21 protein-coding genes are annotated in these 24,348 nt (G+C 61.1%); 19 read left to right on the forward strand and 2 right to left on the reverse strand.

What is annotated here, in order from left to right; translation table 11 throughout:
* Positions 1-49 precede the first annotated feature (49 nt).
* On the forward strand, positions 50-973 hold the full coding sequence (gene yegS, locus BTW08_RS06235) for a lipid kinase YegS (protein WP_075561668.1): 924 nt from the start codon (positions 50-52) through the stop codon (positions 971-973).
* A gap of 113 nt (positions 974-1,086) precedes the next feature.
* Positions 1,087-1,527, forward strand: coding sequence for a nucleoside deaminase (locus BTW08_RS06240; RefSeq protein ID WP_075561669.1), 441 nt, complete (start codon positions 1,087-1,089; stop codon positions 1,525-1,527).
* Between the two features lie 132 nt (positions 1,528-1,659).
* On the opposite strand, the gene BTW08_RS06245 is transcribed toward BTW08_RS06240, so the two are convergent.
* A complete protein-coding gene (locus tag BTW08_RS06245; RefSeq protein WP_071232112.1) occupies positions 1,660-1,866 on the reverse strand; it encodes a cold-shock protein in 207 nt (68 codons plus the stop codon).
* A gap of 556 nt (positions 1,867-2,422) precedes the next feature.
* Here BTW08_RS06245 and BTW08_RS06250 point away from each other — a divergent pair.
* Both BTW08_RS06250 and BTW08_RS06255 read left to right on the forward strand, forming a co-directional pair.
* The gene (locus BTW08_RS06250; RefSeq protein ID WP_246837660.1) at positions 2,423-2,839 is read left to right on the forward strand and encodes a TM2 domain-containing protein; all 417 of its coding nucleotides are present in this window, start codon (positions 2,423-2,425) and stop codon (positions 2,837-2,839) included.
* A gap of 152 nt (positions 2,840-2,991) precedes the next feature.
* Positions 2,992-3,570, forward strand: a complete 579-nt coding sequence (locus BTW08_RS06255; RefSeq protein ID WP_075561671.1) for an exopolysaccharide biosynthesis protein — start codon at positions 2,992-2,994, stop codon at positions 3,568-3,570.
* A 134-nt stretch (positions 3,571-3,704) separates the two neighbouring features.
* On the opposite strand, the gene BTW08_RS06260 is transcribed toward BTW08_RS06255, so the two are convergent.
* Positions 3,705-5,678 carry a transglycosylase SLT domain-containing protein gene (locus BTW08_RS06260; RefSeq protein ID WP_075561672.1) on the reverse strand — a complete coding sequence of 658 codons (1,974 nt, stop codon included), beginning with the start codon at positions 5,676-5,678 and terminating at the stop codon, positions 3,705-3,707.
* A gap of 403 nt (positions 5,679-6,081) precedes the next feature.
* Between BTW08_RS06260 and BTW08_RS06270 the strand changes: the two genes are divergently transcribed.
* The 15 genes from BTW08_RS06270 (at position 6,082) to BTW08_RS06340 (ending at position 24,287) form a co-directional block, all read left to right on the forward strand.
* A complete protein-coding gene (locus BTW08_RS06270) occupies positions 6,082-6,417 on the forward strand; it encodes a YkvA family protein (RefSeq protein ID WP_075561674.1) in 336 nt (111 codons plus the stop codon).
* 110 nt (positions 6,418-6,527) lie between these two features.
* Entirely contained in the window at positions 6,528-8,426 is a 1,899-nt protein-coding gene (gene htpG / locus BTW08_RS06275) for a molecular chaperone HtpG (protein ID WP_075561675.1), read from the forward strand.
* Positions 8,427-8,740: 314 nt separating this feature from the next.
* Positions 8,741-9,526: a glucosaminidase domain-containing protein gene (locus tag BTW08_RS06280; RefSeq protein WP_083627717.1), complete on the forward strand. Its 786-nt coding sequence runs from the start codon at positions 8,741-8,743 to the stop codon at positions 9,524-9,526.
* 195 nt (positions 9,527-9,721) lie between these two features.
* Positions 9,722-11,194, forward strand: a complete 1,473-nt coding sequence (locus BTW08_RS06285) for a protein adenylyltransferase SelO (protein WP_075561676.1) — start codon at positions 9,722-9,724, stop codon at positions 11,192-11,194.
* A gap of 390 nt (positions 11,195-11,584) precedes the next feature.
* Positions 11,585-13,156: a Re/Si-specific NAD(P)(+) transhydrogenase subunit alpha gene (locus BTW08_RS06290; RefSeq protein WP_075561677.1), complete on the forward strand. Its 1,572-nt coding sequence runs from the start codon at positions 11,585-11,587 to the stop codon at positions 13,154-13,156.
* Positions 13,157-13,172: 16 nt separating this feature from the next.
* Positions 13,173-14,615: an NAD(P)(+) transhydrogenase (Re/Si-specific) subunit beta gene (locus BTW08_RS06295; RefSeq protein WP_075561678.1), complete on the forward strand. Its 1,443-nt coding sequence runs from the start codon at positions 13,173-13,175 to the stop codon at positions 14,613-14,615.
* 168 nt (positions 14,616-14,783) lie between these two features.
* Complete coding sequence (locus BTW08_RS06300) at positions 14,784-15,833, forward strand: NAD(P)H-dependent glycerol-3-phosphate dehydrogenase (protein WP_139313589.1); 1,050 nt, start codon at positions 14,784-14,786, stop codon at positions 15,831-15,833.
* Entirely contained in the window at positions 15,833-16,303 is a 471-nt protein-coding gene (gene sixA, locus BTW08_RS06305; RefSeq protein ID WP_075561680.1) for a phosphohistidine phosphatase SixA, read from the forward strand. The genes BTW08_RS06300 and sixA overlap by 1 nt, the downstream gene beginning before the upstream one ends.
* Before the next feature lie 252 nt (positions 16,304-16,555).
* Complete coding sequence (locus BTW08_RS06310; protein ID WP_246837665.1) at positions 16,556-17,524, forward strand: LacI family DNA-binding transcriptional regulator; 969 nt, start codon at positions 16,556-16,558, stop codon at positions 17,522-17,524.
* Between the two features lie 215 nt (positions 17,525-17,739).
* On the forward strand, positions 17,740-18,870 hold the full coding sequence (locus tag BTW08_RS06315) for a mandelate racemase/muconate lactonizing enzyme family protein (RefSeq protein WP_075561682.1): 1,131 nt from the start codon (positions 17,740-17,742) through the stop codon (positions 18,868-18,870).
* Between the two features lie 25 nt (positions 18,871-18,895).
* Entirely contained in the window at positions 18,896-20,224 is a 1,329-nt protein-coding gene (locus BTW08_RS06320) for an enolase C-terminal domain-like protein (RefSeq protein WP_075561683.1), read from the forward strand.
* A gap of 302 nt (positions 20,225-20,526) precedes the next feature.
* The gene (locus BTW08_RS06325; protein WP_075561684.1) at positions 20,527-21,531 is read left to right on the forward strand and encodes a TRAP transporter substrate-binding protein; all 1,005 of its coding nucleotides are present in this window, start codon (positions 20,527-20,529) and stop codon (positions 21,529-21,531) included.
* Between the two features lie 75 nt (positions 21,532-21,606).
* Complete coding sequence (locus BTW08_RS06330) at positions 21,607-22,128, forward strand: TRAP transporter small permease (protein WP_075561685.1); 522 nt, start codon at positions 21,607-21,609, stop codon at positions 22,126-22,128.
* Positions 22,129-22,132: 4 nt separating this feature from the next.
* Positions 22,133-23,413, forward strand: a complete 1,281-nt coding sequence (locus tag BTW08_RS06335; protein WP_075561686.1) for a TRAP transporter large permease — start codon at positions 22,133-22,135, stop codon at positions 23,411-23,413.
* Between the two features lie 64 nt (positions 23,414-23,477).
* Positions 23,478-24,287 carry an NAD(P)-dependent oxidoreductase gene (locus BTW08_RS06340; protein WP_075561687.1) on the forward strand — a complete coding sequence of 270 codons (810 nt, stop codon included), beginning with the start codon at positions 23,478-23,480 and terminating at the stop codon, positions 24,285-24,287.
* The last annotated feature ends 61 nt before the right edge of the window (positions 24,288-24,348 follow it).

The raw sequence follows: 24,348 nt of genomic DNA on the forward strand, positions 1-24,348 counted from the left end.
ATGGCACGACGACGGTGATCGGTCGGCCCCGGGAAAGGAAGCGATTGGTATGGCCAGTCATGGCAAGGACAGCACATGGTTGATTCTTAACGGTAAATCCGCGCAACAGCCGGAGATTCGGGAGACGGTCGAGTCTCTGCGTCGAGAGGGGCACGAGCTTCGGGTTCGAGTGACCTGGGAAGGCGGTGATGGCAACTGGCTGGTCGATGATGCCGTCGCAGCCGGGGCCACGCGAATCGTTGCCGGGGGCGGAGATGGTTCGATCAATGAGATCGTCGCGGGATTGATGCGTCAGACTCCCGAACGGCGACCAGCATTGGGCATCCTGCCATTGGGAAGCGCCAATGATTTCGCCACTGGTTTGAACGTGCCGATGGCGCCGCGAGACGCGCTGGAGTTGGCGCTGACGGGTGACATCCGCCAGGTTGACGTCGGCAAGCTCGATGACGAGCCTTTCATCAATGTCGCCTCCGGCGGTTTCGGGGCGGAGATCACCACCTCGACCCCGGTAGGGCTGAAGCGGCTTCTGGGTGGCGGCGCCTATTCGTTGATGGGCATGCTGAAGGCCTGGAATTACCAACCCTATGAAGGGCATATGCGCTGGCCGGACGGCGAGGCACGAGTTCCGCTGTTCATGCTGGCGATCGGTAACGGCTCCCAGGCCGGCGGCGGTCAACGGCTGGCACCTTCGGCCAGGCTGGACGACGGCCTGCTCGAGTTGCTGTTCGTGCGTCATTTCAACTCGCTGGGCGATCTGAAACGGATCATCGATGAACTCGAGAATCTGCCTCAGGACGGCGAGTTCGTGCGCTATCTGCGTGTGCCTTGGGTCGAGTTCGACAGTAACGGCGCCTTTCCCCTGAACCTCGACGGTGAACCACGGCGCTACGAGCGCTTTCGCGCCTCGCTGGACCGTGATGCGTTGCCGTTGGTGGTCCCGGAGAACTGTCCCCTGTTACATCCTCCCGCCTGACGGCAGACCTCGCAAAAGGTCCACCCAGAGACGTGGATGCAAAGCGGGGAGCGCGATGCAATGGGCACAAGAGGCAGGTGTTGATCGACCAGCGATTAGAGAGGAGAGCCGGAATGGACGACTTCATGCAGGCAGCGATCGACCAGGCGAAGCGTGGTCTCGAGAATGGCGGCGTGCCGATCGGCTCCGTGCTGGTGTACCGGGGCGAGATCATCGGTCGCGGGCACAATCAGCGCCAACAGAAGGGAAGCGCCATTTTGCACGGGGAGATGGACGCGCTGGAAAACGCCGGTCGGCGATCCGCCTCGGTCTACCGTGATTCGGTGCTCTACACGACGCTGTCCCCCTGTTCGATGTGTAGCGGGGCGATCCTTTTATACGGCATACCTCGGGTCGTCATCGGCGAGAACCGTACTTTCATGGGCGAAGAGGCGCTGCTGCGCGAACGCGGCGTCGAGATCGAAGTTCTCGATGACCCCGCCTGCCGCGAAATGATGACGCAGTTCATCGCGGCCTATCCGACAGTCTGGAACGAGGACATCGGCGAACCCTGAGCCTGGCCGCCAAACATCTCTCTGCTTGAGCGCCACTGGATCGTGAACAAAAAAGCCCACCGTTAGGTGGGCTTTGTTCAAGGCGGTCGGGCCATGGGCCGAAGCTTCCACGTCTGTGACCCTTGACTGGGATTAACCAGATACCTTGATGTTGGCGGCTTGAAGGCCCTTTTTTCCCTGCGTGACGTCGAAGGTGACCTTCTGACCGTCCTGCAGCGTCTTGAAGCCGTCAGCCTGGATTTCGGAGAAGTGTGCGAACAGGTCATCACCACCATCGTCGGGGGAGATGAAACCGTAGCCTTTGGTGTCGTTGAACCACTTCACAGTGCCGGTTGCCATTGTCGATATCCTTAACTTGCATAGTGATGTAACCGAGCCTCCCGGGGGATGCCCGAAATGCGTGGTCCGACCAAGGGGAATGCGCACTAGGAGTTGGACGAGATCGACTAACAACCGACGACATTCTGCCTGCAAACCTACGCAACGGATGTTGCATTGGTGGCCATACCTCGACAAGCGCGAATGGCTTGACTTTGATAGAACCTTTTCCATGCCCCGCTTTTGAACCATAGAGGGAAATTTTGTTGGCGTCTACTGTCGGTCAGGCCGTTTTTTCAAGTTGATCGCGGCATGCGGTATGGTTTTATTAACGCTTTTAAAGAAGATTGATATATCGCTGTCATATTCGACGGCGTTGCGGGAAGGCCACTGCACGATCCCGGGCACGCTGACACTATTGGCCGTGGGTATCGATGCTTTGAAGTGCTAACGGGGCATGCGTCATGGCGGGTGTCTCGGGTAAGCTGTCGCTCACCTCGAGGAGGAGGGGCCGTGACAGCCAATCATGGCTGTGGCCAATTGTTTTCAGTCATCGAAAAAGTCAGGAGTAGTCTGCGTGGTGCAACGCGAAATCAGTCTCAACGACACGCACAGCAAGATCATCGGTTATCTGCTGTGGATCTTCGGATTTACGGGAGCCCATCGTTTTTACTACGGCAAACCGGTCACCGGGACCCTATGGTTTCTGACGCTGGGGTTGTTCGGCATCGGTTGGCTGATCGATCTGTTCCTCATTCCGAGCATGGATCGGCAGGCCGATCTACGCTTTCGATCCGGGCCGATAAGCTACACGCTGGGCTGGATCCTGCTGACGTTCCTGGGTCTGTTCGGCATTCATCGAATGTACATGGGCAAATGGATCACCGGCCTGATCTATCTGTTGACCGGGGGGTTGTTCCTGATCGGCATACTCTATGATTTCTGGACGCTCAACGATCAGATTTCGCTCAAGCATGCGCGCCGCGGGCTTTAAGGCCCGTCGGAGCCGATACGGCTGCCTCGCGGATACCCGTTCCAATCGATATTTTGATCTTGCGCGATGATATTGCGGATCAATGTTGCGGGCGATTTGATGGAACGGGCCCGTGGAGCAGTGTTACAGACGATGTCACAAGGAGGTGACGCATGGCGGAGCGCCTGAAGCTGACCGCTATTTTCGAAACGCTCGACCGTCAGGTCGAGGACGACACCATCACGCTGCAGGATATTATCGATACCTTCAACGCCAGAGGTTTCGGCCCGGTGGTGCTGCTGCCGGCGCTGATTGCGTTGTTACCCACTGGCGGCGTTCCGGGAGTGCCCAGCGTCTGCGGTACCTTCATTGCGTTGATGGCGATTCAACTGGTGTTCGGACGCAAGAGTCCTTGGCTGCCCAAGGCGTTGGGTGAGCGGGGCGTCAGTCACGATCGCTGGCATCGCGTCACGCAGCGTGCCAAGCCTTGGACCCGACGTATCGATCGCTTCCTGCAGCCGAGACTGCGCTGGCTGATGGGGGATATGACCCAGCGTCTGCTGGCGCTGCTGATGGTCGTACTCGGATTGGGAATGATCCCGCTGGAACTGCTGCCGTTCGCGGCAGCCATACCGGCGCTGGCGATCGCGATCATGGCGTTGGGGCTGACGGCGGGGGACGGCCTGATGATGCTGATGGGGCTCGGCGTCACGCTAGCTGGCGGAGCCGGCATCGGTATCTGGCTTGTGTAGATCGACTCGATAGACCCGTTATTCTCGAGTCCCGCCGAAAAAGCGCCCCGATGCTGTCCTTGACTCAGCCGTTGAGCTGATTCGTGGACAGTCGGGGCGTTTCGCTGTCGAACGGTGCCTGGAGAGGCCCGGCCTCAGTTACGTGCGATCAGCGTCGGGTCGTAGTTGCCTTGACTCTCGGCCGGGGACAGCATGGCGACGCCTTGAGTGCTGCCCTGCTTGGCGAGGCTTTCGAATATCACCCGATACGCCAGCACGGCCTGTACGTAGTCACGAGTTTCGCGGAACGGAATGCTCTCGACGAAACGATCGAACTCGGGCGGTGCACTGTTCAGCCAACGATCGACTCGCTGGGGGCCGGCATTGTAGGCGGCTGTCGCGGCGATTCGATTGCCGCGGTAGCGCTCCAGCATCGAGCGAATGTAAGTGCTGCCGAGACGAATGTTCAGCTGGGGTTCGAAAAGCTCGGATGTGTTGGGCGCGCTGATCCCCAGTTCGCGAGCGACGTGATCGGCGGTGCCGGGCATCAGTTGCATCAGGCCCCGCGCGCCGACCGGTGATGCGGCAAGCGGATTGAACGCGCTCTCGCGGCGAGCAATGCCCATCAGTAGGTAGGGATCGACCTGGTTGGTTTCGCCCCATTTCAGGAACGAATCTCGATAGGCGGCCGGGAATCGCCACGGTAGCGCATCCCACTGCTTGGCGGCGATAGTGGTCTGAATCGCCATGCCGTACCAACCCTGGCGAATCGCGTAATCGGCCAGCGCTTCGGCCTGAGCCGGCGTGTCTCTGGCGGCGGCGGTGTACCATTCGCTGCGGGCCAGCCCGTCTTCGCCGATTCGCATCAACGCTTCCGTGCGCTGTACGACGGGCAGCATATTCGTCAGTTCTCGCTGAAGCGTCGTGACCTCGGTATTGGCCATCTGCAGTTGATAGGGCTGCCCCAGGCGGTCGGCGGCAGCGAAACCGAAGAAGCTGCGATCCTGTGCCGCCAACTGGTAGGCCTGGTGCGCCTTGGCGTCATCGCCCATCGCCTCGCTCGCGCGGCCGAGCCAGTACTGCCAATGAGCCTCGGCGCGTACCTCCGGTGGCAGCGCTTCGCTCCAGCGGGCGACGTTGGCCCAATTGCCCTCGGTGACCGCATTGCGAATCCGCAGCTCGATCAGATCGGCATCCGCCAAGCGCGGCAGCGTCGTATCGACCCAGCCCTGATTATTGCCGACATCGCGAACCATCGAATAGAACGCCAGGTCATGCTCGATCCGGTCACGCTGATCTTCGCTGAGTGAAACGTGGGCGGAAATCTTGCGCCACGCTTCCAGAGAAGCCTCGGTGTCGGCCCGGGTCAGGCCATGCATCGTCGCGGCAATCAGTGCCCCGCTGGCCTGGCCATCGGGGCCGAGATCCAGTGGAATCCGGGTGACGTCGGCGTAGTTGCCGCGGACGTCATCGAAGCTATCGATCGCTCGCTGCCAGGAATCATCGAGATCTCGCCCGAGATAGGTGACCAGGCCGCTCTGGCCGTTTTCCCAGGCCAGCATCATGCGCTCCCAGGTGTCCTCGTCGGTCAACACGCCGCGATCCTCGAGGGTCGAGAACAGCGAATCACAGGCCGCGGGCTGGGAGGCGCCGACATGCCATAGCGCTTCGCCGCCGGCGGCGGCCTTGGCCGGTTCACGATCGAGCAGTGCGGTGTAGTAGTAGCATTGCCGGATGGTGCCCGAGGGTTCGCCATCGCTGATGGCCAGCAGATCGTCGAAGCGTCCCATCTTGCCAAATTGTGTCTGCGCCGAGCCGCGCATCCAGTCGGCCAGCGGCGAGTCACCGTAGCGCACGATGAAATCGTTGACCTGAGCCGCCGTAGCGCTGGAAAGCCGGGCACGAAGGCGGTGATATTCCACATAGCCCGCCAGGACGTGATCCTGAATGGCGGCGTCATCGATATCGTTCCAGCGCCGGTCGCGGGCGGCGTCCAGCGCCTGCTTCATGGCCTGATCGCTGCTGGCGTTCACCGTGGGCGAAACGGCACCGTTGGCGACGGCGCTGACGCCCATGGCGCCGGCCAGGCACCAGCTCAACCAACGTCTGCGGATAGGCAATGCGGGCATTGGGTCTCTCTCTTTCTCGAAGCGCTATTCTTCAACGCGCGTGCTTGTACGGGTCGCGCTCCTGGCAAGTCCGCGTCACGAAGGGGGCATCGCGACGCGCATCGAAGCGACGTCGACTCAGCGCCCATCGTCGCCGATGGGGGCCGGCTTGGGTAGTGTTTGACGGCGAAGATTTGAATTCGGCTGCAAGACGTCATCGCCGATCTCTGTTCGGGCCAGCGCCTCGATACGTGGCGATCGAAGACGACAGGGGGGCGTCGCGGCGATCTGGACGGTCTTCCACACTCTTCCACGGTCTTTCGAGGTGCCGATGTTGAATCCTGACCGGATCGTGACCATTTAAGTTCCAGGCCGGCGTCGATCGAGTGCTTCTGCGCCCAACATCCTGATCGGAGGTTCTCCCATGAATCCCTGGCGTTTTGTGACACAGTTTTCCCGCCTCAAGCAGCGCGGTGGCGCCCTGGCCCGTATCGGCCGCGCGTTCCGGGTTTTCGGGCCGATGTGCATGGATGTCTTTCGGGGTCGTTATCGCCCGATTCCCTGGGCCGCCTTCGGGTGGATGGCTGCAGCACTCATCTATCTGGTGTCGCCGCTGGACCTGATTCCCGATTTCCTGATGATCATCGGGCTGGTCGACGATGTTTTCATCGTGGGCTGGCTGTTGACGCGGGTCGACCGCGCGATGGGCGATTATCGGCGTTGGAAAGGCATCGACGATGAGGAAGTCGTTGCGGATTGACGGGCTGGCTTGAAATGGGAAAAGCCAGCCCCATATCGCTGAACATCTTGTTTTGTCCGTCTTAATTTCGGATCCGTCTTAATTTCGTAATAGCGTCAAGAGGCTCGTCAATGACTACCGCGACTCAAGAAGAAACGCTCGGCTTCCAGACAGAAGTCAAGCAGCTTCTCCACTTGATGATTCACTCCCTGTATTCCAATCGGGAAATTTTCCTGCGTGAGCTGATCTCCAATTCGGCGGACGCCTGCGACAAACTGCGCTACGAGGCGCTGGAGAATGACGGGCTCTACGCGGGCGATGCCGAACTCCGTGTCGAGGTCGAGCACGATGCCGAAGCGGGCACGGTGACCGTTCGCGATACCGGTATCGGCATGAATCGTGACGAAGTCATCCAGAACCTGGGTACTATTGCCAAGAGCGGCACCGCCGACTTTCTCAAGCAGCTCTCCGGCGAAAAGCAGAAGGATGCCAAACTGATCGGTCAGTTCGGTGTCGGGTTCTATTCCGGCTTTATCGTCGCCGACGAGATGGTGGTGCGCACTCGTCGAGCCGACAGCGATCAGGGCATCGAGTGGCGCTCCAAGGGCGAGGGCGAATTCACGATTGCCGACGTCGACTATGCCCAGCGCGGCACCGAGATCGTGCTGCATCTGAAGGACGACGCCAAGGAGTTCGCCGACGAGTTCCGTCTCAAGAACCTGGTGCGCAAGTACTCCGATCATATCGATGTGCCGGTACGCATGCCCAAGGTCGAGAAGGCGCGCGACGAAGAGGGCAACGAGATCGAGGGCAGCGAGACCGTCAGTTGGGAGACCGTCAACGAGGCGACGGCGCTGTGGGTGCGTCCCAAGGCCGAGATCGGCGATGACGAATACAAGGCCTTCTACAAGCACATCTCGCACGACTTCAGCGATCCGTTGATCTGGAGTCACAACAAGGTCGAAGGCAAGCTCGAGTACACCAGCCTGCTCTACGTTCCCGAGCGTGCACCGTTCGATCTCTACCAGCGGGACGGGGTGCGCGGGCTCAAGCTCTACGTCCAGCGCGTCTTCATCATGGACGATGCCGAGGCGTTCCTGCCGCTCTATCTGCGCTTCATCAAGGGCGTGCTGGATTCCCGCGACCTGCCGCTGAACGTTTCCCGCGAGCTGCTGCAGAAATCGCCGCAGGTCGACTCGATGAAGTCCGCGTTGACCAAACGCGGGCTGGACATGCTCAAGAAGCTGTCGAAAGACAGCGAGGCGTATCAGACCTTCTGGAACACGTTCGGCGACGTGTTGAAGGAAGGACCGGCGGAAGACTACGCCAATCGCGACAAGATCTCCGGGCTGCTGCGCTTCTCGACCACGCATACCGACAGCACGACGCAGGATCAGTCGCTTGCGGACTATGTCGGCCGCATGAAGGAAGGCCAGCAGAAGATCTATTACATCGTTGCCGACGGGTTCAAGGCCGCGAGCCACAGCCCGCACCTCGAGATATTCCGCAAGAAGGGCATCGAAGTCCTGCTGCTGCATGATCGGGTCGATGAGTGGCTGATGAGCCACCTCACCGAGTTCGACGGCAAGTCCTTTGCCGACGTGGCCAAGGGCGACCTGGAACTCGACGACATGGCCGACGAAGCCGAGAAGCAGGCCCAGCAGGAAACTGCCAAATCCAAGGAAGACCTGGTCAAACGTGTACGAGAGGCACTCGGCGAGGAAGTGCAGGAAGTGCGGGTGACCCATCGCCTGACCGACTCGCCGGCCTGCGTGGTGCTGCCGGAGCATGAAATGGGCTTTCAGATGCGGCGCATGATGGAGGCGGCGGGGCAGCCGCTGCCGGAGGTGAAGCCGATTCTCGAGCTCAACCCCGATCATGCGCTGGTATCGCGCCTCGAAGGTACAGAAGGGGGCAATTTCGACGATCTGGCGCGTATTCTTCTCGATCAGGCGGTCATTGCCGAGGGCGGCCATCTTGATGATCCGGCGGCTTACGTCAAGCGCCTCAACGCACTGCTAAGTGCTTGATCATCTTCATCTGAGTCGTTTCTGAACCTTGACGGCCGGCCCTCGTGGCCGGCCCTCGTGGCCGGCCGTCTCGTTGATGAAAATACTCATCTTGCACGTTTTTTCCTCAACCCGGCGGCTATTTGTTGTTAATCTGCCGTCTTCTTCTCGACGGAGGCGCGAGTATGTCGCGATCCTTCCTGCCGGTTTTTACCCGGCTCTCTTTTTCACCCTTCGCACGCTTCATGACTCGAGATCGGTGCCACGACGCGGCAGGCGTAAAGCGCTGCCACAGTGTCGCGACGCGAGTTGCGGGACTCTGTCTGGTGGTCACTATGGCAACGTTTCCGATAGCCGCTCATGCCGAGTCGATATCCGAAACCGTGCCGGCTTCCTCCCGGACCGTGGCGACGCTGGATACGCGTGTTCAGCCGCCCGCGCTGGACCCGGTCACCGAGCTTCCGGATCTGGCCGAGCTCAAGGCCGGACCTGAACGCAAGGCTGCCTTCCTGAGTATGCTGGTACCGCTGGTGCAGGCGGAAAATGCGCGTATTCAGCGCGATCGGAATTGGCTGGTCGGCGTACATACGCGCATCAATCCCCTGACCGCGGACGAGAAGCAGCGGCTGGCTCGGCTATGCGATGACTATGGCGTGCAGTGCTCGCCCGGCAAGGTCAGCCAGGCGTTGCTGACAAGGGTCAACACCGTACCGCTGGAAATGGTCGTGATCCAGGCCGTGGAAGAGTCCGGCTGGGGAACCTCACGGCTGGCGAAGGAGAGCAACAACCTGTTCGGCATGCGCTGTTTCAGCGCCGGCTGCGGTATCGCGCAGCAGGGTACGTCACGCCGCTTTCAGGTATTCGATAGCGTCCGCGACGGTGTCGGCGCCTATCTGCATAACCTGAATACCCACCGCGCCTATGCTCAGCTTCGTGGACAACGGGCCGCGCTGGCCGCGACCGGCAAGTCGATCTCCGCCGAAAAGCTGATCGGCACGTTGCACAACTACTCGACGTCACCCGGCTACCAAAGTCAGCTGTTGTCGCTGCTGCGCACCAACGGTGAGTTGATACGCACCCATGGCGCCGACAGCTCGTTCGCGGCCGATAGCCCGGCCTGACGGCTTTCCCGGCTATTGTTTTCTCCCCGCGCGGCCGCTATGGCCGCTATGGGGCTCCTGTGCCTAATCGACCCCGTGACCTAACCAACCCCGTGCCTGATCGGCGCCGGTTGCCCATCGTGACTGGCCGTTCGTGTGTGTTCGCCCAGTTGAGCTAGACTACAGCGACTTTTCTGCCAACCCGAGGAGGCCATCATGGCCAGCGAAACGTCCCTCGAGGCACTGACCTTCGATAATGTCTGGTCCCGCTTCCCCGACGACTTTTTCACTCGCGTAATGCCCACTCCGAGGCGCGATACGCGGCTGCTCGATGTCAGCCCGCTCGGCGCGACGCGGCTTGGGCTGGAGGTGGATGATATCGATCGCCAGCGGTTGACCGCGCTGATGAGTGGCGAGCAGCTGCTGGAGGGCATGGATCCGCTGGCCCAGAAATATACCGGCCACCAGTTCGGCACCTATAATCCGGCGCTGGGTGACGGTCGCGGCCTGCTGCTCGGCGAGGCGACGCCGCCGCTGGGCCCTGTCGACCTGCATCTCAAGGGCGCGGGACAGACACCTTATTCGCGCTTCGGCGACGGCCGCGCGGTGCTGCGCTCCTCGATACGCGAATATCTCGCCGGCGAGGCGATGGCCGGGCTCAAGATCCCGACCACCCTGGCCCTGGCCGTTGCCGTCAACGGCGAAAAAGTCATGCGGGAGCGCGTCGAGCCGGGTGCCACGCTGCTGCGACTGGCCGAGAGTCACGTACGTTTCGGCCACTTCGAATGGCTTTATCAGCAGCAGCGCGTCGAAGATATCGATCGCCTGATGCGCCACGTCATCGATCGCCATCGCCCCGATCTCGCGCAGGAGCCCGCCCCGCTGGAAGCGCTGTTCCAGGACGTGGTGACGCGAACCGCGGAACTGATCGCCCGTTGGCAAGCCTACGGCTTCGTTCATGCGGTGATGAACACGGACAACATGTCGATTCTGGGCTTGACGCTGGACTACGGTCCCTATGCCTTCATGGATCGCTTCGAATCCAATCTGACGCCCAACCACACCGATGCGACCGGACGCTACGCCTTCGATCAGCAGCCCGGCGTAGGGTTGTGGAATCTGACCGTGCTGGGCCAGTCATTGACGCCCTTGATCGAAGTGGAACGGCTGCGCGAGATACTGGACAGCTACGAGCCCACGTTGCAGGCGGCGTACGCGATCCTGATGCGCGGGCGTCTCGGGCTCGAGACCGAGCACGAGGCCGATGGGGCGTTGATCGAGGATTGGCTGTCGCTGCTCGAGAGTTCGCGGGCCGACTTCCACCGGAGTTTCCGCGCATTGAGTGACCAGGACGTCGTCGGCGGCCTGTCGCTGACCGCGGAAATCGAAAGCGCAGGGCCGGATAGTCCGCTAGATGCCTGGCTCGAGCGCTACCGGCAGCGTCTCGCGCAGGAGTCTCGGGGAGAGACGGAACGGCTGGCGGCCATGCGTCGGGTCAATCCGTTCTACATCCTGCGTACCCATCTCGCCCAGCAGGTGATCGAGGCCGCGCAGGAAGGCGATACCCGCCCGCTGCAGACATTCCGCGAGTTGCTCTCGTCACCCTTCACGCGTCGCCCGGGGATGGATGTCTGGGCCGAGGCGCCGCTTCCCAGCGCGCCGCCGGTTTGCCTCTCCTGCTCGTCGTAAAGATTCCGACCGTCCCGATCATTGAATAGTGCCGGTTCTCGAGCCGGCATTTTTTAGTGATAAGTCATTCGTTATAAGTTGGATAACGGAAATCAGGGGTCCGGGTTTTGATATTTAAAACAACGGGTTGGCGAAGAATTTAAATATAACGCTTTTATTATGCCTGCCATAAGTTATTGGCCGGGTTGGTTTTCCTCCTAATCGCTTGATCCCCTTGGTCGTTCTCCGGAAAACTGTCATCACCTATCGCAGTGATTGTCTATCGCGTTGATTAACTGACGACGATCTCTCCCCGCTACGGCGTTATCGCCTTGAGGGCAGGGAACCGCGCGTTATCGAGATGCACAGCAAGGAGTGTCGATGCATGGCTGACCATCGGGAGAGCAGCGAATGAAGATTGGAGCGCCCAAGGAGCTCGCCAAAGGAGAAGCGCGAGTGGCGCTGACGCCCGAAAGCGCGCAGCAGATCCAGAAGCTGGGGCACGAGTGCCTGATCGAGAGCGGTGCCGGCGCGCTCGCCGGGTTCAGCGACGAGACATATCGCGATGCCGGCGTCACCGTCATTGACGGCGCGAATGCACTGTGGAGCGAAGCGGACGTCGTGATCAAGGTTCGGGAGCCGGTCGAAGCGGAGATCGAGCAGCTGCGGAAAGGTCAGACACTGATCACGTTCTTCTGGCCGGCGCAGAACGAGGAAAATCTCGAGCGCTGCCGTGCCAAGGGCGCGACGGTTGTCGCCATGGACATGGTCCCGCGTATCTCGCGGGCCCAGAAGATGGACGCGCTTTCCAGCACCGCCAATATCGCCGGTTATCGTGCCGTGATCGAAGCGGGTAGCCAGTTCGGGCGCTTCTTCACCGGCCAGGTGACGGCGGCCGGCAAGGTGCCGCCGGCCAAGGTGCTGATCGTCGGTGCCGGCGTTGCCGGACTGGCGGCGATCGGCACCGCAACCAGTCTGGGCGCGGTGGTTCGCGCCTTCGATGTTCGTCCGGAGGTGGCGGAACAGATCGAATCGATGGGCGCCGAGTTCCTGTTTCTCGATTTCGAGGACAGTCAGGACGGCTCGGGTAGCGGCGGCTACGCGGCGCCTTCGAGCCCCGAGTTTCGCGAAAAGCAGCTGGCGCTGTTCCGCGAGCAGGCCCCGGAGGTGGATATCGTCATCACCACCGCGCTGATCCCGGGCCGGCCGGCGCCGAAACTGTGGCTCGAAGACATGGTTGCACTGATGAAGCCCGGCTCCGTGATCATCGATCTGGCTGCCGAGAAGGGCGGCAACTGCGATCTGACCGTGATGGATGAGCGCGTCGTCACCGGCAACGGCGTGATCGTGGTCGGCTATACCGATTTCCCTTCGCGGATGGCGACGCAGGCGTCGCTGCTTTACGCCACCAACATCCGCCACATGTTGACCGATCTGACGCCGGAAAAGGATGGCGTGATCGTTCACGACATGGACGACGACGTCATCCGCGGCGCCACGGCGACCCATGGCGGTGACATCACCTTCCCGCCACCGCCGCCCAAGGTGAAGGCGATTGCGGCGGCCAAGCCCAAGCCGAAGACCAAGGAGCCGACGCCCGAAGAGAAGAAGGCGGCCGAGCATGCCTCGTTCCTGGCCCAGAGCCGGCGTCAGATCGGCATGCTGGTCGCGGGCGGCGTCCTGATGTGGCTGCTGGGGCTGATGGCGCCGGCGTCGTTCATGCAGCACTTCATCGTCTTTGCGCTGGCCTGTTTCGTCGGGTTTCAGGTGATCTGGAACGTCAGCCATTCGCTGCATACGCCGCTGATGGCGGTGACCAATGCGATCTCGGGGATCGTGATTCTGGGTGCCGTGTTGCAGATCGGCTCCGGAAGCTGGCTGGTCGGGCTATTGGCCGGGATATCCGTGCTGATCGCCTCGATCAATATTGTCGGCGGCTTCCTGGTGACCCGCCGTATGCTCGCCATGTTCCAGAAATCCTGATCCGCGGAGAATCGATATGTTGCAACATGAGTTCGTTTCCGCCGCGGCGATCGCGGCGAGTGTGCTGTTCATCCTCTCCCTGGGGGGGTTGAGCAATCAGGAAAAGGCCAAGCGCGCGGTATGGTATGGCATCGTCGGGATGGCGATCGCCGTGGTTTTCACTGCGCTGGGGCCCAATGTCGGCGGCTACGGCTGGCTGATTCCGATGATGCTGATTGGCGGTCTGATCGGGGTCTGGCTGTCGCGTAAGGTCGAGATGACCGAGATGCCGCAACTGGTGGCAGCGCTGCATAGCTTCGTCGGGTTGGCCGCGGTCTTCATCGGCTGGAACGCCGAGCTTGAACGTGCCCGCGTCGTGGCGATGCAAACGGCCGGCGTATCCTTCGACGGGCTGTCGGCGTTTGCCTCGACCCTGGCCCAGAAGACCCCGGCGGAGCTCTCTTTCCTGCAGGGCGAAGTGGTGCTGGGGGTGTTCATCGGCGCGGTCACCTTCACCGGCTCGGTGGTGGCGTTCGCCAAGCTGGCCGGCAAGATCGGCGGCAAGCCGCAAAAGCTGCCCGGCGGGCATCTGCTCAACGCTGGCGCGGTAGCGCTGTGCCTGGTGCTGGCCATCGCCTATTTCAACGGCGCCGGTTTCTGGACGCTAGTGCTACTGGCGGCGCTGGCATTCTTCATCGGCTGGCATCTGATCATGGGTATCGGTGGGGCCGACATGCCGGTGGTTGTCTCGATGCTCAACAGCTACTCGGGGTGGGCCGCTGCGGCGATCGGGTTCACGCTGTCCAATGATCTGCTGATCGTGACCGGCGCGCTGGTAGGGTCTTCCGGGGCGATTCTCTCCTACATCATGTGCAAGGCGATGAACCGCAATTTCGTCAGCGTCATCGTGGGCGGCTTCGGTGGCACTCAGGGGCCCGCTGCCGAGATCGAGGGCGAGCAGATTGCGATCGACGCCGGCGGCGTGGCGAGCGCCTTGAACGATGCCGATAGCGTGATCATCGTGCCGGGCTATGGCATGGCCGTGGCTCAGGCGCAGAGCGCAGTCAGCGATCTGGTGCGCAAACTGCGCGCGGCAGGGAAGGAGGTGCGATTCGGCATCCATCCGGTTGCCGGGCGCCTGCCAGGGCACATGAACGTGCTGCTGGCGGAAGCGCGCGTCCCATACGACATCGTGCTGGAAATGGACGAGATCAACGATGATTTCGCCAGCACTGACGTGGTGATCGTCATCGGCTCCAACGACATCGTCAATCCCGCGGCGCAGGAAGATCCCGCGAGCCCGATCGCCGGCATGCCGGTGCTGAAGGTCTGGGAATCGAAGCAGGTCTTTGTCTGCAAACGCGGGCAGGGCACCGGCTACTCGGGGATCGAGAATCCGCTGTTCTTCAAGGACAACACGCGCATGCTCTACGGCGACGCCCGGTCCAGTATCGATTCGCTGGTGGGGATGATCGACTAGCGAAGTCCATCTACCGCTGAACCGAGCGTCTCGCCATGATCAACGCCCCGTTTTCGGGGCGTTTTTTCGTTACACTATGGGGTATCGCTCATCGTCAATGGAACGGCCATGTCGGATACAACTAGGTCAGATACAAACGGGTCAGATAAAAACGGATCAGAACAACGCATGCAGGTCGCGGTACTCGGCGGGGGCAGCTTCGGTACCGCTATCGCCAGTATCGCCGCCGACAACGGCGCCGAGGTCCGCCAGTGGTTGCGCGATGAAGCCCTGGTCGAACAGATCAACCGCGAGCATCGCAACGGCCGCTATCTGCCCGACTATTCGATCAATCCGGCGGTGGTGGCGTCCACCGATCTGGCCCTGACGGTCGCCGAAGCCGCCGTGGTGTTCATCGCGATTCCTTCCAAGGCGTTTCGCACCGTGCTTCAGCAGGTACGACCTCATTTGCGTCCCGAGCAGATTCTGGTCAGCACGACCAAAGGCATCGAAGCCGACGGTTTCAAATTGATGAGCCAGGTGATCGAAGAAGAGACCGGCTCCTCGCATATCGGCGCGCTTTCCGGCCCGAATCTGGCGGCCGAGATCGCGCAGAAGCATCTCACGGCGACGGTGATCGCCAGCGACGACCCGGTCACGCGCGCCTACGTTCAGGCAGCGCTGGGGTGCAGCTATTTCCGCGTCTATGCCGGCAACGATCGCTATGGCGCGGAGCTCGGCGGCTCGCTCAAGAACATCTATGCCATCGCCGCCGGCATGGCGGCCGCGCTGGGTATGGGCGAGAACACGCGCAGCATGTTGATGACGCGTGCGCTGGCGGAAATGAGCCGATTCGCGGTCGCGCTCGGCGCCAATCCGATGACCTTTCTGGGGCTCTCCGGCGTCGGCGATCTGATCGTCACCTGCTCTTCGGAACTCTCGCGCAATTACCGCGTCGGCTTCGCCCTGGGTCAGGGGCATGACCTCGATTCCGCCATCGACGTGCTTGGCCAGGTGGCGGAAGGGGTCAATACGGTCAAGCTGGTGTGCGAGAAGGCCCGTCAGGAAGACATCTACATGCCGTTGGCGCAGGGGCTCTATCAGGTGATGTTCGGCGGCGTTCCGGCCAAGGACATGGCCAAGGCGCTGATGGTGAGCGAGCAGAGCAGTGACGTCGAGTTCATGCTGTCTCGGGAAGCGGTATCTCGTGCCCATGAGCTGGGCCCGGACGTCGAGTGATGGGCTGGCTCGCGATCGTCAGACACGGAGAGGCGGCGCCGGGAAACCCCGATTCCGAGCGGCGGCTGACCCGACGCGGTGAGCAGGAAGCGCAGAGCGCCGGCCATTGGCTGGCATCACGCCCAGCGCTCACCGGTGCGACGATCTGGTCGAGTCCCTATCACCGGGCCCAGCAGACAGCGCAGGCCATCGCCGATGCCATGCACGGCGACACCGACACGATCGAAGGCGTGACGCCGGATGACGATGTTGGTGCGCTGGTCGAACGGCTGACCCAGATGGACGTTTCGCGGCCACTGATCCTCGTCAGCCATATGCCGCTGGTTGGTCTTCTGACGGGGCGGCTGGTAGATGGTTCGGCCAGCGCGGGCGTGGGGTTTCCGACGGCGGGAATCGCCTTGCTTGAGGCCGACGTCTGGGCGGCAGGTTGCGCAAGCCTGAAGGTGTTCGTCTCTCCGCCCCATCGTTGAATCGAATGGGGCAGCCTATGGATCTCAAGCGGGATGGGCCGTGATTAAATGATGGCGCTACCAGGCCCCGCTGGGCGAGGCCTGCCATGAGGTCGGCCAAATTGGGTTTCGAGTTGAAGGATAGAGTTGAAAAGCAGCCGAGTCGCAGGATAGCCGAGTCGAAGGATAGCCGAGTGGGTAATCATTTTTATGGACGATAGCGGCGGGACATATCGCTCGTCGCGTTCGACCGGTAGCGCGCGCTTGACCGATGTGGCGCGCGTTGCGGGCGTGGCGCCGATGACGGTGTCGCGTGCGCTCAACCGGCCTGAACTGGTGAGCGAGAGTACGCGGCTGCGGGTGCAGCAAGCGGTGCTGGAGACCGGCTACGTGCCCAATCGGGTCGCCGGTGCCCTGGCCTCGAGCCGAAGCCGGCTGGTCGCGCTGCTAGTGCCCACGGTCGCGCATTCACTGTTTGCCGAAGTCGTGCAGACGGTCATGGGCGCGCTGTCGCCTCAGGGCTACCAAGTGCTGCTGGGCCTAGTCGGCTATACCCCGGAACAGGAAGAGACGATTCTCGAGACGGTGCTGAGCCGCCGCCCTGACGGAATTGTTCTCACCGGCTGTCGCCACTCGCCGCTGACCCGTCAGCGCCTCCAGTCGGCCCAGGTACCGCTGGTCGAGATCTGGGACATGACCGATGACCCGTTGGACATGCTGGTCGGCTTCTCCCACGAGTCGGTAGGCCGCGACGTGGCCGAGCATCTGCTGTCGCGGGGCTGTCGTCGCTTCGGACTCATCAGCGCCGACGATTCTCGCGCCAGACGGCGTGTCGCCGGTTTCGTCTCGGCACTGGAACGGGCAGGAGAAGGGGCGTATCAGCTGCGAGAGGTCGGTACGCCCTCGAGCATGCCCTGGGGGCGGGAAAAGAGCGCCGAACTGCTCGATCAGCATTCGCTGGACGCCATCGTCTGCAGCTCGGATATCCTCGCCCTCGGCGTTCTGGCGGAGGCGCAAAGTCGCGGGTTGTCGGTGCCGGGAGAGTTGGCAATCATGGGCTTCGGCGACAGCAGCTATGCCGCTGCCAGCTTTCCCGCGTTGAGTACCGTCCGTATCGACGGGGCTGCCATCGGCCTGCGTGCGGCCGAACATCTGCTGCAGCGCATGGCGCAACCGACGTTCCAACGGGCGGGGCAAACGCTGGATATCGGATTCGAGATCGTCGATCGAGACACTACCTGAATGACGGCCCGAGCCGCGTCGGCGCCTCCTTCGATGGCGCGGTAGTAAATTGTCATCCTTTGGTCGTAATTAACTGGCAGGCGCTTTGTCATACAAATTGATTGCGCTAACATTCCAAGCCATCAGATGTTCGATGCCACGGTGATAGCGCAATCATCATCGTTATCGGGCAAGTCGGGAGGCCATCCTCTCAGTCACGTCAATGAGGTAGTCCGATGTCCAACGATGCCATCAGCTGGATCCGTTTCTCTCACGTGCTGTTGCCGCTGGCGACGCCCATCAGTGATGCCAAGGTGCTGACCGGACGTCAGAAGCCGATGACCGAAGTCTCGTTTTTGTTCACCGAGATCGAAACACGTGATGGTCATCAGGGCATCGGTTTCAGCTACTCCAAGCGTGCCGGCGGCTACGGCCAGTTCGCCCACGCCAAGGAAATTGCCCCGGCGATTCTGGGCGAAGATCCCAACGACACCGGCAAGCTGTGGCAGAAACTGGTCTGGGCCGGGGCCTCGGTGGGGCGTAGCGGTCTGTCGACCCAGGCCATTGCCTCGGTCGATGTCGGTTTGTGGGATCTCAAGGCCAAGCGCGCGGGTCTGCCACTGGCCAAGCTGCTGGGCGCGTATCGCGATTCCGTGCAGTGCTACAACACTTCCGGCGGCTTCCTGCATACGCCGATCGAAGAGGTCAAGGAGAACGCGACGCGATCGCTGGAGAACGGCATCAAGGGCGTCAAGATCAAGGTGGGCCAGCCCGACATGCGGATCGATCTCCAGCGTGTCGAAGCCGTGCGCAAGCATCTCGGTGACGATGTGCCGCTGATGATCGACGCCAACCAGCAGTGGGACCGCGCGACGGCGCTGCGCTTCGGTCGCGTCATGGAACAGTACAACCTGGTGTGGATCGAGGAGCCGCTGGATGCCTACGACGTCGAGGGGCATGCCGCGTTGGCCGCGGCGCTGGACACCCCGATCGCGACCGGCGAGATGCTGGCGAGCGTGGGCGAACATATGGAGCTGATCAAGCACCGCAGCGCCGATATCATTCAGCCGGATGCGCCGCGTATCGGCGGGATTACCCAGTTCCTGAAGCTGGCGACGCTGGCCGATGCCGCCGGCCTTCAGTTGGCACCGCACTTCGCGATGGAAATCCATCTCCACCTGGCCGCCGCCTATCCGGCCGAGCCTTGGGTCGAGCACTTCGACTGGCTGGAGCCGCTGTTCAACGAGCGGCTGGAAACGCGCGACGGCCGCATGGTGGTGCCGGATCGCCCGGGTCTGGGCATCACGCTGACCGAACAGGCGCGCAAGTGGACGGTCGATAGCGCCGAATTCGGCAAGCGAGCTTGATCCCTAAGTCATCTGGAGCATGAACATGAATTTCCCCAAAGTGACCAAGATGACCGTGATGCCGGTCGCCGGGTACGACAGTTTTTTGCTCAACCTGAGCGGTGGCCATGCGCCTTGGTTCATTCGCTGTCTGCTGATTCTCGAAGACGATGCCGGCAACCAGGGCGTCGGCGAGATTCCGTCCAGCGAAGGTATTCTCAAAGGCCTGGAACAGTGTCGTTCGCTGGTCGAAGGCTCGAGAGTCAACGAGGTCAAGCAGACGCTCAATCGCTCGCGATTGCTGCTGGCCGGTAACGGCCGCGAGGAGAGGGGCCGTCAGACCTTCGATCTGCGCGTCGCCGTCCATGTGTTGACTGCCATCGAATCGGCCCTGTTCGACCTTTACGGTCAGACGCTGGGTCAGCCGGTCGCCGATCTGCTGGGTCGCTTCGGTCGTCAGCGCGACGAGGTCGAGGCGTTGGGCTATCTGTTCCTGCTCGGGGATCCCGACAAGACCGACCTGCCGTATCCCAAGCCTCGAGACCCGGTCGACGCCTGGGATGAGGTTCGTTGCCGGGAAGCGCTGACCCCGGATTCGGTAGCCAGCCTGGCCAAGGCGGCCTATGAACGCTACGGCTTCAAGGACTTCAAGCTCAAGGGAGGTGTGCTGCGCGGCGAAGAGGAGGCCGATTGCATTCGAGCCCTGCACGACGCCTTCCCCGAAGCCCGGTTGACGCTGGACCCCAATGGGGCGTGGAAACTCGACGAGGCGGTCAGGATTCTCGATCCGATCAAGCATCTTCTCAGCTATGCCGAGGATCCCTGTGGCCAGGAAGAGAGCTGGTCCGGGCGTGAGGTGATGGCCGAGTTCAAGAAGCGGACCGGGCTGCCGACGGCAACCAACATGATCGCCACCGATTTCAAGCAGCTGCAGTACGCGGTGGCGCTCAACGCCGTCGATATTCCGCTGGCGGACTGCCATTTCTGGACCATGCAGGGTGCGGTGATGGTCGGTGAGCTGTGTGACGAGTGGGGGATGACCTGGGGCTCGCACTCCAACAATCACTTCGATGTCTCACTGGCGATGATGACGCACGTGGCGGCGGCGTGCCCCGGTAACATCACGGCCATTGATACCCACTGGATCTGGCAGGACGGTCAGCGCCTGACCGAAGAGCCTTATCAGATCCGCGGCGGCAAGCTGAGCGTTCCGAAAGCGCCGGGGCTGGGGATCAAGCTCGACATGGCCCAGGTGACGCAAGCACACGCGCTTTATAAAACGCTGGATGTACGAAGCCGTAACGACGCGATGGCCATGCAGTACCTGATCGACGGTTGGTCGTTCGATCCCAAGCGCCCGGCGCTGGTGCGTTAAAACCGTTCAGGGAGTCATGGGCCAATGTCGATACGTTAGGACAGCATCTCGGGATTCTGTTCTTTGCTCGTCGAGCGCGTTTCAGGGTAGGCCGACGTCAACGTGCGGCGTCGATAAAGGCTGGTTGGTGTCGGCGCTATTTCGTTGTTTTTAAGATGATTTAAAGAAAAAACTAATACTTATCATGCTTTGATGCCCGACGGCTTGGCCGTCAATTCCAAAGTCTAATATTGGGCAAGTATGATGTATGGCATCCTACGTTTCGATAATCACAATTCGCTTGAATCAAGCGAGGGAGTCATATGATGACACAACGTTTCTGGAACAATATTTCCGCTTCCTTACCTGCTGTAGCTGTCGCCGGGGCGTTATCTGTCGCGGCCTTTCCCGCGCACGCGGAAGATTGGCGGGGGTGGAACGTGCATCCTGACGGCTACCCCAACTCTGTGGCATTGAAATCGTTCGACGAGGAAGTTTCCAAGAATACCGACGGACGAATCAATCCCCGAATCTACAACAATGCGGTACTGGGTGATCAGCCCGATGCGATCGATCAGGCCCGTAGCGGCGCTCTGGATTTCGGTAATTTCAATATGGGGCCGATGGGTCCCATCGTGCCCGAAACCGACGTATTGTCTCTGCCTTTTCTGTTCAACAGCGTCGACCAGATGTATCGCGTGATGGATGGAAAGATCGGCCAGCGTTTTGCGGATGCCCTGGCGAAAAAGGACCTGATTGCGCTGTCGTGGTTCGGCTCCGGTGCTCGTAGTTTTTATAATACCGATCATGCCATCAATGAACCGGATGACGTGAAAGGGCTCAAGCTGCGCGTCATGAACAATGACCTCTACGTGGACATGGTCGATGCGCTGGGCGGCAACGCCACGCCGATGTCCTACGGCGAGGTGTTTCAATCGCTCAAGACCGGCGTCATCGACGGTGCCGAGAACAATTTTCCGTCATTCGAATCCAGCAACCATTACGAGGTTGCCAAGTACTACTCCGAGACCGGTCACCTGATCATCCCCGAGTGCCTGTGTGTCGCAAAATCCAGCTGGGAAGAGCTGTCTGACGAGGATCAATCCATCGTGCGTACGGCGGCGGAAAATGCGGCCAAAGAGCAGCGGGAACTGTGGGAGAAAGGGGCGAAGGAGAGCCGCGAGAAGGTCGAGGCGGCTGGCGTCAAGGTCAACGAGGTAGAGGACAAGGCGGCATTCCAGAAGCGCATGGAGCCGATTTATCAGGCATTCATCAAGAAGCACCCCGACCTCGAATCGCTGATCGACGACATTCGCAATACCCAGTAAACGCTTCAATCGTGACGGACCCCCGATCTTCGGGGGTCCGTTGTTTGTCTCCGACATCAATCAGGGAAACCCATCGTGGATAACGTCCCGAATTCGTCTGCCAATTCCGATGCGTTGCCAGACAGGTTGCTGGACGGTCTGGCGCGGTTGTGTCTGATCGTTGCAGGCGTATTACTGGTGTTCTTGATTTTTTCTTTCGGATGGCTGGTGTTTGGTCGTTACGTGCTCAATGACACGCCGACCTGGATCGAGCAGTCCTCGCTGTTGATTGTGGGCTACATCACTTGCCTGGGTGCAGGCGCCGGCGTCCGATTCAACTCCCACCTGAGTATCGACTTTCTGCGCGAGGGCGCGCCCAGAATTCCGCGCGTGATCATGCATGCCATTTCCGACGGATTCGTGCTGCTTTTCGGAGGGTTCATGGCTTGGCAGGGGTGGCTGATGATGCTGAGCAATGCAGGCCGACCGATCCCGATGATCGGGCTTTCCGAGAGCTGGCGTGCTGCGCCTCTGGTCGCTTGTGGCGTGCTTCTGGTGGTCTTCACCTGCGCCAATTTCATTCAACGCATCACGCGCACCGGCCGGGCAGGGAGCTGACATCATGGGACTAGCCATTCTTTTCGGCGTCTTTCTTCTCGGGCTGATCGTAGGAGCACCGATCGCGTTTGCGGTGGGGCTGGCTTCGATCGTGACGTTCCTCTACGAGGGATTGCCGCTATTCGTGGGATTCCAGCGAATCGTTTCCGGCATTTCGGTGTTCTCGTTGCTGGCGATTCCGTTCTTCATCTTTGCCGGCGAGCTGATGTTGCACGGCGGCATCTCGACACGTCTGGTGCGCTTCGCCTCGGCAGCCGTCGGGCGTGTCCGCGGCGGTCTGGGAATGGTCAACGTGACCTCTTCGATGCTGTTCGGCGGCATCTCCGGATCCGCGGTCGCCGATACGTCTGCGCTGGGCTCGATCCTGATTCCGGTGATGAAGGAGAAAGGCTACGACACCGACTACGCAGTCAACGTGACGGTGACGTCTTCCATCGCCGGCGTCGTGATTCCGCCCAGCCACAACATGATTCTCTACGCAGTGGCAGCCGGTGGCGGCATTTCGGTCACCCAGCTTTTCGTCGCGGGTATCGTCCCCGGTATTCTGATGTGCCTGGCGCTGGCGGTGGCGGCCTATCTGGTAGCGGTCAAACGCGGCTACGGGGGCGAACCTTTCCCGGGGTGGTACGCGCTGTTGATCAGCTTTATCGCGTCCTTGCCGGGGCTGTTGACCGCGGTGATCATCGTCGGGGGTGTACTGTCCGGGATCCTCACGGTGACCGAATCCGGCGCGTTCGGCGCCATCTACGCCATCGTCGTCACCGGGCTGGTCTATCGCGAGCTTCGCTGGGCCTCATTCAAGAAGGCGGTCTATCAGGCGGTCAAGACGACCGCGCTGGTGATGATTCTGGTCGGCTGTGCCTCGGCGTTTTCGTATCTGCTGGCGCTGTATAACGTGCCGGAAATGCTGGCCAATGCGCTGACCTCGTTCTCCGACAATCCCATTGTCGTGTTGCTGATGCTCAATCTGCTGCTATTGGCGCTGGGCATGATCATGGACATGGCGCCGCTGATTCTGATCTGCACGCCGATCTTTCTGCCGGTGGCGCAGCAGTTCGGCATGGACCCGATCCAGTTCGGCATCCTGATGATGATGAATCTGGGCATCGGGCTGTGCACGCCGCCGGTTGGTGGGTGTCTGTTCGTCGGTAGCGCGATCGGCGGCATCAAGATCGAACAGACAGTGAAGACCATCTGGCCGTTCTATCTGGCGTTGTTCGTGGTGTTGATGCTGGTCACCTACGTGCCGGCCATCTCGCTGACCTTGCCCGAGTTGCTGCAGTGATTCGGTAAGGCACTCCGGCCTTTGGATCATTCGACATCTCACTCAATCAGGAGAAGACCCAAACATGCTGAATCGATTATTGGTGACCGGCGCCGCCGGTGGCGTGGGGCAGGCTATCCGTCCGTATCTCTCGAAGCTGGCCCATCAAGTTCGCCTGTCTGACATCGAGGCGATCAATGATGCCGAGACGCACGAGGAGATCGTCAGCTGCGATCTGGCCGACGCGTCGGCGGTGGAAAAACTCGTCAGCGGCTGCGACGGTATCGTTCACCTCGGCGGTATCTCGGTGGAAAAACCGTGGGAAGGGATCCTGCAGGCCAATATCATCGGGGCCTACAACCTCTATGAGGCCGCGCGCAAGCAGGGCAAGCCGCGCATCGTGTTCGCCAGCTCGAACCACACCATCGGCTACTATCCGCGCACGACAAGAATCGATACCCAGGTAGCGCGTCGGCCGGATTCGCTCTATGGCGTCTCCAAGTGCTTCGGCGAGGATCTGGCGAGTCTCTACTTCGATAAATTCGCGATCGAGACGCTTAGCGTGCGCATCGGCTCCTGCTTTCCCAAGCCCAAGGATACCCGCATGCTGGCAACCTGGCTGGGCGTGCAGGACTTCGTCGCGCTACTCGAGCGTGCGTTCACGGCACCCAAGCTGAGGTACACCGTGATCTACGGCGTCTCCGACAACGACGAGCAATGGTGGGACAACCGTCATGCCCAGTTTCTGGGCTGGGCGCCGCAGGAGAGCTCGGCGCCGTGGCGAGCCGAAGTCGAGGCCGAAGCGGCAGCGTCCCCGCAGGATCCGGATGACCCGGCCGTCATCTATCAGGGCGGCAAGTTCGTGACCCTGGGGCATCCCGACGACGAAACGTGATCCCGTGCCTGGATGGATCAAACTGGTATGCTGTCTCGAACGTTTTACCGCAATGACCGCG

The sequence above is a fragment of the Salinicola sp. MH3R3-1 genome, from assembly GCF_001937155.1.
GTDB classification, from domain to species: Bacteria; Pseudomonadota; Gammaproteobacteria; order Pseudomonadales; family Halomonadaceae; genus Salinicola; species Salinicola halophyticus.